Here is a 474-nt window from a genome sequence, read left to right on the forward strand (position 1 = left end):
CTTGCGCACCACCTCGCCGCGCGCATCGGCCACGATCGAGGCATTGGAGGCCGCATTGAAGAAGCCGGTGATCCTGAACAGGGTCGGGATCGGCACGACGAAATTGTCGTCGACCGCGACCACGAGACACGCCACGCCGGCGATCGCGCCGCATGATTCCAGGGAGCGGCGCGCGGCGTCGTCGGCGGACGAGGCGCCGAGCACCATGAAATATTGTCCGCCCGGCCCGAGCGCGACCGAGCGCGATTTCGCCGCCGGCACGAACATGTTCTCCAGCCGGACCTTCTGCGGTTCGCGCACGATCGGAAAGTCCTTCGATGCGAACGCCCGCTCGGTCATGGCGTCATGCCGCACCCAGGGCTGCGGCGGCATCGGCGGCTTGCCGTGGGTGTAGACGACGATGTTGCCGACCGCATAGAGCTCGCAGCGTCGCGGTGATTGCGCGGCATCGGCGCGCTTCTGGCACTGCTCGAG

The 474-nt window shown here is 67.7% G+C and carries 1 pseudogene; it reads right to left on the reverse strand.

The features are described from left to right. Positions 1 to 474, reverse strand: a pseudogene (locus MOV75_RS41770) (adenylate/guanylate cyclase domain-containing protein); the annotation flags it as partial.

The sequence above is a fragment of the Bradyrhizobium sp. PRIMUS42 genome, assembly GCF_023006515.1.
Classification (GTDB): Bacteria; Pseudomonadota; Alphaproteobacteria; order Rhizobiales; family Xanthobacteraceae; genus Bradyrhizobium.